7 protein-coding genes are annotated in these 8,994 nt (G+C 64.7%); 4 read left to right on the top strand and 3 right to left on the bottom strand.

Annotated elements, in window-relative coordinates:
- Positions 1 to 111: 111 nt before the first annotated feature.
- Together CO675_RS29550 and CO675_RS29545 are read right to left on the bottom strand one after the other, a co-directional pair.
- Positions 112 to 423, bottom strand: coding sequence for a hypothetical protein (locus CO675_RS29550; protein WP_097675299.1), 312 nt, complete (start codon positions 421 to 423; stop codon positions 112 to 114).
- 114 nt (positions 424 to 537) lie between these two features.
- Complete coding sequence (locus CO675_RS29545) at positions 538 to 3,099, bottom strand: fused MFS/spermidine synthase (RefSeq protein WP_158231329.1); 2,562 nt, start codon at positions 3,097 to 3,099, stop codon at positions 538 to 540.
- 237 nt (positions 3,100 to 3,336) lie between these two features.
- Between CO675_RS29545 and mobB the strand changes: the two genes are divergently transcribed.
- The 4 genes from mobB (at position 3,337) to CO675_RS29525 (ending at position 6,532) form a co-directional block, all read left to right on the top strand.
- On the top strand, positions 3,337 to 3,864 hold the full coding sequence (mobB, locus tag CO675_RS29540) for a molybdopterin-guanine dinucleotide biosynthesis protein B (protein WP_097675297.1): 528 nt from the start codon (positions 3,337 to 3,339) through the stop codon (positions 3,862 to 3,864).
- Positions 3,865 to 3,920: 56 nt separating this feature from the next.
- Positions 3,921 to 4,190, top strand: a complete 270-nt coding sequence (locus CO675_RS29535; protein ID WP_097675296.1) for a sulfurtransferase TusA family protein — start codon at positions 3,921 to 3,923, stop codon at positions 4,188 to 4,190.
- A 322-nt stretch (positions 4,191 to 4,512) separates the two neighbouring features.
- A complete protein-coding gene (locus CO675_RS29530) occupies positions 4,513 to 6,165 on the top strand; it encodes an OFA family MFS transporter (protein ID WP_097675295.1) in 1,653 nt (550 codons plus the stop codon).
- A gap of 88 nt (positions 6,166 to 6,253) precedes the next feature.
- Positions 6,254 to 6,532, top strand: a complete 279-nt coding sequence (locus CO675_RS29525; protein ID WP_097675294.1) for a hypothetical protein — start codon at positions 6,254 to 6,256, stop codon at positions 6,530 to 6,532.
- An 86-nt stretch (positions 6,533 to 6,618) separates the two neighbouring features.
- Here CO675_RS29525 and lon read toward each other — a convergent pair whose 3' ends face one another.
- Positions 6,619 to 8,994: an endopeptidase La gene (gene lon, locus CO675_RS29520; protein ID WP_097675293.1), complete on the bottom strand. Its 2,376-nt coding sequence runs from the start codon at positions 8,992 to 8,994 to the stop codon at positions 6,619 to 6,621.

Here is an 8,994-nt window from a genome sequence, read left to right as displayed (position 1 = left end):
GTTGGTTTTCGGATAAAGCGAAATATTTTCGCGCGCGAGGATTGACAGGTTTCTGCTGAGTTGCCCGTCGGGTTGTTTTGCCGCAGGTCCCGGTGCGATGGCGGATCCGGCTCAGTGCCGCATGGCCGTCTCGACGAACTCCAGTACGGAGCGCGGGACCTCATCATATTCGACGAAACGGCGTCGCAGTTCGTCGGCGATATCGGTCGTGACGTCGCGCGACCATCCTTCGCTGGTATTGAAGGCTATGATGCGGACCGGACGGCTGTACTGGTCGTCCAGGAGGCGGCGGATCAACGTTTTCCGGTCGGCGCCTGCTTCATCGGTCTCGCACCAGGCGCGGCCAAGCCGGCCGAAATCGTTCAGCACCAGATAGGTGTCGTGGTCGATTTGGTGCGGCACGATCGAAGGCGAGCGAGGCATAGCTGGTGCTCCGGTACGCCACAATATCGTGTTCCGGTCGGCTGGTGCATTGGAAACTTCGAGGTATATCCGCTGGATAAGTCTCCGAAGGCGCTCCGCTAGCAGGTTGCCCGATCACTCGCGCAGCTTGCGGTCCAGGAAGCCGACATAGGAGTTATCCGGATCCAGCTTGACGGCCAGGCGAAGCGCGGCACGGGCGGCGGACTTGTCGCCCTCAGCCGTGGCCTGGTGCTCATCCAGAATCGCATTGGCCACCGCGCGCGCGGTGTCGAGACGGGCCTCGTCGATGGATTTGTCGGCAAGATAGGTTTCGACGGGCTCGCGGAGGCGCTTCAGTTCGTCCGCGCTGACCGAACTCAGCGGATACCAGTTGTAGTATTCGAGGCGCGGCCGATCATCCGTGAGGCTCGGCACATCCCTGACAAAGGCCGCGAGCCTTTCATCGGCGGCGATGAACGTCGCCAGGAAATCCTCGGGCGAGCCCAGGCCGTTGGCTGTCAGGTCTTCAGCCACCCCCGGCTTCGACATGCGCGCGGCGAGCACGCGAGGATCGATTGCCAGCGGATCATCGGAGGCGATGGCCACGCCTTCCATTCTGGACGGCAACCACAGGGAAACGTGCTTGAACTGGCCCATCATGGCCTTGAGGATCATCTTCGGAAGAATGCCGCGGTTGAAATCCAGCGGCACCCACTGCGCAAGAACGGCACCGGGGCGCATCTTCTGCTTTGCCAGCGCGTAGAATTCCTCTGTGTAGAGGTTGATGACGCCGGCGTCATGGGGCGGCGGGGGCTCGAGGGTGATGACGTCGAATGTCTCGTTTGTTCCCAGCAGGAAGTGGCGTCCGTCCGCGACGATCTGATGGACCGTGGGATTTAGATAGAACTGCTTGTTGATCGGCACGAAGTGGGGTGCAAACTCGAAAACCGTCGGGGCCAGATCGACTGCGTCGATGGATTTCAGTTCCTGATGGGTGCTGACCGCGCCCACCGTGGTTCCGGTCCCGATGCAGATGACGACCGCCGTTTCAACGGGGCCCGGGTGCAGTAGAATGGGATAGTGCCCCATCGCAGCCATGTAGCGTCGTCCCTCGGGACGGTTGTTGGCATAGCTCTTCGAATTCACCACGAGTTGCTGATAGGTGCCCGCCGCCTTCTCGCGATACTCGACCACCGCAAATGTCGCTTGTTTGGTTTCGCGCAGTTCGAGGACATTGCCGCCTTCGATCGCAGTCAGGACCCGCTCCAGATAGTGCGGGGTGAAGAGCAGGAGCGCTGCGGCGATGATGCTTGCTGCGACGGCCCCTTGCCGCCACAGGCTGCTTTCTCTCACAAGACCCGCTTGCGATACGGTGGTCGCGACAAAGAGCAGGACGTTCAGAACGATCAAGGCGGTGAGCGCCCCCTGGCTGCCCAGATAGGGGATCAGAAGAAACCCTGCCGACAGGGAGCCCACCACGCCGCCAATCGTGTTCAAGGCGTAGAGCGTGCCGATCCGGCGACCCAGCGCGCTCATCTGCATCACGGTCAGTTCGCTGGCCAGGGGAAAGCTGATGCCGATCAACGTGGTCGGCAGCAACAGCGCAACGGCACAGATCAGGAAGAATGAGACATCACCTCCCAAAAGCGCCTGCGCCGGGACTGGAACCAGACCTGACACGATGGGCGACAGCGCTGCTTCCACCGTGCGCGCCTTGCCGAGTATTCCGACGGTCAGCGTGGCCGCAACCGCGATGAGCAACTGCGTCACGGCGAAGTATCGCAGCAGTTGATCCTTGCGCGGCGCGAGCAGCCTCGCGCAGATCAGGGCGCCGATCACCAGCCCAAGCAGGTAAACGCCGAGCATGCCCGAGAAGGCGTAGACACTCGAGGTGCTGACGTTGGTCAGGAAGCGGAACCAGACGACTTCATAGGCGATGGACACGAATCCGGAGCACGCGAAGATCGCGATGAGGATGGACGTCCCGCGATGCCCCGGCCCGGCGGTTTGCACCGACGCCTCCGCCGCGACCGGCGACAGGGGGCTTGCGCCGCGCGCGAGGAGCAGGGCCACGCCGCCGACGCAGACATAGAGGCCTGCTGCGACCAGGCCCGATCCGGTGATCCCCCAGAGCCCCATCAGGACAAAGCCGACGGCCAGGGTGCCAATCGCGGCGCCCAGGGTGTTGAACCCGTAGAGCAGGCCGATGCGATTGGCGAGGTCGGTTTGCGTGCGGGTCAGGAACTTCACAAGGAAGGGCAGGGTCGCGCCCATCAGCATCGTCGGCAGCGACAGGATGGCGAGCGACAGCGCGACCATGAGCGGCAACCGGAATGGGGACTCGAGGTCCAGCATGGGCGACAGCCAGCCCACCCACGTCGACCAGTGCGACAGGAACGCGGTCACGCCCAGGGAAACGGCCGCGAGCGCGAGTTCGAGAAAGCCGTAGATCTTTAGGGGGCGGCTGACGGTGTCGGCGATCCGGCCCCCGAAAGCGCTGCCCAGGGAGAGGCCGAAGAAGAAGCTCGCCACTGTAACGCTTACCGAGACGGTCGCGCTTCCCAGCACGAATTGCAGTTGCTTGAACCAGAGGACCTGGAGGATCAGGGATGCCGCGCCCGATGCCAGGAAGATCGCGGTGACCAGGACCCGGTTCTTCAGGCTTATGGCGTCTCGAACACCATCACGATTGGGCACTGGACAGGCCTCCCATTGATCGGGAGCACTGGTACGGCAAATGCTGTTAATATTGCCCTTATGGGGCGGTCTGCTCACATTTGCGCTGCCGGGGCGCAGCTGCTCCGGGAGCTTTCCCAAGGCGATCCTCCCTGGCCGGGAGCCTGATCGATCGCCATCCGCCAGCGGGGCTGGCATGACATCGCGTCACGGCTGATATAAGCAGCATTGGACGTTATATGTCTGCGGAGATTGCGCATGAAAGTGATAGGCCTCGCGGGCTGGAGCGGAGCCGGCAAGACCACCCTGCTGTCGCGGGTGATCCCCTATCTGCTTGGCCGGGGCTTGCGCGTCTCCGTGATCAAGCACGCCCATCACGAATTCGATGTCGACATTCCCGGCAAGGACTCCTGGGTGCACCGGCAGGCCGGCGCGACCGAGGTGCTGGTATCCTCGACGCGGCGCTGGGCGCTGATGCACGAGCTGCGCGGCGCGAGCGAGCCGCGGCTGCCGGAACTGCTCGCCAAGATGGCGCAAGTCGATCTGGTCGTGGTCGAGGGCTTCAAGCGCGAGCCGGTCAACAAGATCGAGGTGTATCGCGCCGCCAACGGCAAGCCGCTGCTATTCCCCGACGACCCGCGCATGGTCGGGATCGCCAGCGACGTCGCGATCGAAACCAGGCTGCCGGTCGCGCATCTCGACGACATCGAGGACGTCGCCGAATTGATGCTGCGCTCGGCTATTTCGGTCGACGATGTGCTGGCTTCGGCCGCGGCGGAAAGCTGACAGGGCGAGAAGGTGCCGCCGTTGACGATGCATGACGGCTTCGCCATGGTCGAACCATGACCACGACAAAGCTCGATCTCACCGGCCTGAAATGCCCGCTGCCTGCGCTGAAGACGCGCAAGGCGCTGAAGAGCGTGACCGCGGGTGATTTCCTCGAAGTGCACTGCACCGATCCGCTTTCGGTGATCGATATTCCGGCCCTCATCCAGGAGACCGGCGACAAGGTCGAGATCACCGAGCGAAGCGAGGTCCGGATCGTTTTCCTGATCGAGAAGGCGAATGGAGCGATAGATAACTCAAATGCTGCAGCGCCGCGTACGCGCTAGATCCGGCTTGATATCTACCTTTTGCCAATCGACACCTATTTTCCATTCTGCGCGAATTGATAATCTCCGCCGGGTCGCGGAGATGGAGCTGTGCCAGGATGTGGGCACATCGGCAGATGACGGCTGGCCTGCGTCCAGATCACGGGCGGCACGGTTGGGCATATCGGGTCGTATCGGGGGTTAGCATTTGCGAAATGCGCGTGGTTGGTCCCGGCGCATCGAGGAAATGTGCGGAGCGGTCGCCTGACGGTGGCCGCAAAGGGCTGAGACGGGATCGAAGACGCAGACGCGCCTGATAGCGGCGGCTGCAGGGGAGGAGTCAATGACCACAATGAGCAGCGCCGGACGCGTATCCGCGGCAGGCGCAGGTTTCCTCGACAAGGAACACACGATCGCGACCGCCGGCTTCAACCGCTGGCTGGTGCCGCCGGCGGCGCTGTGCATCCATCTGTGCATCGGCATGGCCTATGGCTTCTCGGTGTTCTGGCTGCCGCTGTCGCGCGCGATCGGGCTGACCGCGCCGAAGGCTTGCCCCGACATCTCCCTGATGCAGGAGTTGTTCACGACGACTTGCGACTGGAAGGTCGCGAGCCTGGGGTGGATGTACACGCTGTTCTTCGTGGTGCTCGGCGTGTCCGCGGCGGTGTGGGGCGGCTGGCTCGAGAAGGTCGGACCGCGCAAGGCCGGCTTCGTCGCCGCGCTGTGCTGGTGCGGCGGCCTCGTGCTCGGCGCGATCGGCATCATCACCCATCAACTCTGGCTGATGTGGCTCGGCTCCGGCGTGATCGGCGGCATCGGTCTCGGCCTCGGCTACATCTCGCCGGTGTCGACGCTGGTGAAATGGTTCCCGGACCGCCGCGGTATGGCGACCGGCATGGCCATCATGGGGTTCGGCGGCGGCGCCATGATCGGCGCGCCGCTCGCCGACAGGCTGATGAACTACTTCAAGACCCCGACCTCGGTCGGCGTCTGGGAGACCTTCCTCACCATGGGCGCGATCTATTTCGTGTTCATGATGATCGGCGCGTTCCGCTACCGCCTGCCGCCGTCCGGCTGGCAACCGGATGGCTGGACGCCGCCGGCCAAATCCAACGCGATGATCTCGACCAAGAACGTCCATCTCGACAACGCGCACAAGACGCCGCAATTCTGGCTGATCTGGTGGGTGCTGTGCTTGAACGTGTCGGCGGGTATCGGCGTGATCGGCATGGCCTCGCCGATGCTGCAGGAGATCTTCGCCGGCAAGCTGATCGGGCTGCCCAATGTCGGCTTCAACGCGCTCGACGCGTCGCAGAAGGCGCAGATTGCGGCGATCGCCGCCGGCTTCGCCGGTCTGCTGTCGCTGTTCAACATCGGCGGCCGTTTCTTCTGGGCCTCGCTGTCGGACAAGATCGGCCGCAAGAACACCTATTACACGTTCTTCGTGCTCGGCATCGTGCTCTACGCGCTGGCGCCGACCTTTGCCGCGATGGGATCGAAGCTGCTGTTCGTGCTCGGCTTCGGCATCATCCTGTCGATGTATGGCGGCGGCTTCGCCACCGTGCCGGCCTATCTCGCCGACATGTTCGGCACTCAGTTCGTCGGCGCGATCCATGGCCGTCTGCTGACGGCGTGGTCGACCGCGGGCATCATCGGACCTGTCGTGGTGAACTATATTCGCGAGTTCCAGCTCGCCGCCGGCGTGCCGCGCGACCAGCTCTACAACACCACGATGTACATCTTGTGCGGCATGCTGATCGCCGGCTTCATCTGCAATTACATGATCAAGCCGGTCGATCCGAAGTGGCACATGAGCGACGCCGAGGTGGCGAAGCTGCAGGCCGCGACGGCGGCCGGCGGCAACGGCGCGACCGGATCGTTCGGCATCGGCAAGGGCGGTCTCGACGGCAGGGCGGCGCTGTTCTGGCTGTTCGTCGGCATTCCGCTGGCCTGGGGCATCTACATGACGCTGCTTAGCGCGGTCAAAATCCTCTGACCGACCATCATCGCCGCGGGCCGCCGATTCCCGGCGCCCGCGGCATTCGCTTTATTCAATGAACAGAAAATCGGATTGGGGGATTTCAATGTTTCGCACCCGGATTTGCCTTGCCGCCGCGCTGCTTGCCGTAGGGCTTCACGCCGCGTCGGCCCAGACCGCGGCGCCGGCAGCACCGGCACCGGCCGCAACCACCGCGGCCAAGCCGTCGAAGATCAAGCTGACGATGGAGAAACTGAAGGCCATGAAGGAGCAGTGGCGCGCCAACAAGCCCAAGCTCAAGGCCTGCCGCAAAGAAGTGAAGCAGAAGGGGCTGACCGGCGACGACCGCTGGTTCTATATCTCGGACTGCATGGCCAAGAGCTGAGAAGACCTGAATCGGTCGCCCTGGAATGCGCTGGTTTCAAGGGGCGTGACAGCGGTCGCTGCACGCCCCTTTTGTTATTGAAAAGGTCACTCCGCCGCGGCGGGGGTTGCCTTGGCGGGCTCGAGCGCTGCGGCGATTGCGTCGTCGACACGTTCGAGCCAGATGAACTCCAGCTTGGCGCGGGCGCCGGCGGGGATGTCGTCGTAGTCGCGCCTGTTCCGCGCCGGCAGCATCACCCGGGTCAGGCCCGCGGCCGCGGCGGCGACCACCTTCTCCTTGATGCCGCCGACCGGAAGCACGAGGCCGCGGAGCGAAATCTCGCCGGTCATCGCGGTGTCGCTGCGCACGGTGCGGTCGGTCAGCAGCGAGGTGAGGGCGGTGAACATCGCGACACCCGCGCTCGGGCCGTCCTTCGGCGTCGCGCCGGCGGGAACGTGGACGTGGATGTCGCTCTTTTCGAACACGGCGGGATCGATGCCGAGCTGCGTCGCGCGGCTCTTCACCAGCGTCAGCGCGGCCTGCACGCTCTCGCGCATCACGTCGCCGAGCTGGCCGGTGATCATCAGCGCGCCGCGGCCCGGCGTGCGCGAGGCCTCGATGAACAGGATGTCGCCGCCGACCGGCGTCCAGGCAAGCCCGGTGGCAACGCCCGGGATGCTGGTGCGCATCGCGATCTCGTTCTCGAACCTCGGCTGGCCGAGCAGCGACACGATGTCCTTCGGCGCGATGGTGACATGGCTGGTGCTGCCATCGGCGATCTGCACCGCGACGTTGCGCAGCACCTTGCCGATCTCGCGCTCCAGATTGCGGACGCCGGCTTCGCGGGTGTAGCTCTTGATGATCAGTCGCAGCGCGTCCGGCTCGATCTCGACCTGCTCGGCCTTGATCCCGTTGGCCTCGAGCTGGCGGCGCACCAGATAGCGCTTGGCGATCTCGAGCTTCTCGTCCTCGGTGTAGCCGGCGAGGCTGATCAGCTCCATGCGGTCGAGCAGCGGCCCGGGGACGCCGTCGAGCATGTTGGCGGTCGCGATGAAGACGACGCGCGAGAGGTCGAACGGCACGCCGAGGTAATTGTCGCGGAAGGTGCCGTTCTGCTCGGGGTCGAGCACCTCTAGCATCGCGGCCGACGGGTCGCCCTGGATGCCGCGGCCCATCTTGTCGATCTCGTCCAGCATCATCACGCAGTTGCGTGCGCCGGCCTTCTTGATCGCCTGGATGATGTTGCCGGGCAGCGCGCCGATATAGGTGCGACGATGGCCGCGGATCTCGGCCTCGTCATGCACGCCGCCGAGCGAGACGCGGACGAACGGTCGCGACATCGCCCGCGCGATCGATTGGCCGAGCGAGGTCTTGCCGACGCCGGGCGGCCCGAGGAAGCAGAGGATCGGCGCCTTGCCGCCCGGCGCGAGCTTGCGCACCGCGAGATATTCGATGATGCGGCTCTTGATCTTCTCCAGGCCATAATGGTCCTGGTCGAGGATCTTGCGTGCCTCGGCGATGTCGATCGGCTTCTCCTCGGGAATGCTCCAGGGCAGGTCGATCAGCCAGTCGAGATAGCTGCGCACCATGCCGGACTCGGCCGCCGCCTCCGGCATCCGCTCGTAGCGGCGCAATTCCTTCTGTGCCTGGCTCTCGGCCTCCGGCGGCATCTTGGCCTCGGCGATCGCCTTGGTCAGCTCGGCGACCTCGGCCGCCTTGCCGTCGCCTTCGCCGAGCTGGCGCTGGATGGTCGCCATCTGCTCGCGCAGGATCGCCTCGCGCTGCCGCTCGTCGAACACCGCCTTGGTCTTCTGCCCGATCTCCTGGCTGAGCCGGAGCACCTCGATGCGCTCGGCGAGATGCCGCGAGACCTTGTCCATCCGCGCCACGAGATCGATGGTCTCCAGGATGTCCTGCTTCTCCGCCGGCTTGATGTCCATGTAGGAGGTCGCGAGGTCGGCGAGCGTCGCCGGCGAGGTCGTGCCCTGCAGCGCGGCGATCAATTCGGGCGGCGTCTGCGGCAGCAATTGCGCGGCCTCCAGCGCCTGGCGCTGCAGATTGAGGAAGCGCGCCTCGATCTCCGGCGAGGTGGTGGTCGGCTCCGGAATCTGCAGCACGCGCGCGGCGAGGAACGGCGTGCCGGGCAGATAGTCGAGCACGCGCATGCGCTGCACGCCCTGGCAGACCAGGTGATGGCTGTCGTCGGCGCCGGTGATGTAGCGCACGATGTTGGCGACGGTGCCGACGCGATAGAGCCCGTCGGGGCCGGGATCGTTGGCCTCGGGATCACGCTGCAGCAGGATGCCGATCGGCCGCTGCTCGCGCACCGCCTGCTGGGCCGCGGCAATCGAGGTCGCGCGCGCGATCGTGATCGGGATGATGACGTCCGGAAACAGCACGGTGTTGCGCACCGGAACGATGATCGTCGCGTCGCTCGGGATCGGCGCCGAGCTCGCCGGATTTGAAATGTCTGAAGCGGCCAT

It is taken from the genome of Bradyrhizobium sp. C9 (assembly GCF_002532045.1).
Taxonomy (GTDB): Bacteria; Pseudomonadota; Alphaproteobacteria; order Rhizobiales; family Xanthobacteraceae; genus Bradyrhizobium.
The sequence above is the reverse complement of the archived record's forward strand: the minus strand, read 5'-3'. Positions and strand labels throughout refer to the sequence as shown.

Coding starts and splice junctions, on each gene's coding strand:
- CO675_RS29550 (WP_097675299.1), bottom strand. CDS start 423: ATGCCTCGCTCGCCTTCGATCGTGCCGCACCAAATCGACCACGACACC.
- mobB (WP_097675297.1), top strand. CDS start 3,337: ATGAAAGTGATAGGCCTCGCGGGCTGGAGCGGAGCCGGCAAGACCACC.
- CO675_RS29535 (WP_097675296.1), top strand. CDS start 3,921: ATGACCACGACAAAGCTCGATCTCACCGGCCTGAAATGCCCGCTGCCT.
- CO675_RS29530 (WP_097675295.1), top strand. CDS start 4,513: ATGACCACAATGAGCAGCGCCGGACGCGTATCCGCGGCAGGCGCAGGT.
- CO675_RS29525 (WP_097675294.1), top strand. CDS start 6,254: ATGTTTCGCACCCGGATTTGCCTTGCCGCCGCGCTGCTTGCCGTAGGG.
- lon (WP_097675293.1), bottom strand. CDS start 8,994: ATGGCCGCTTCAGACATTTCAAATCCGGCGAGCTCGGCGCCGATCCCG.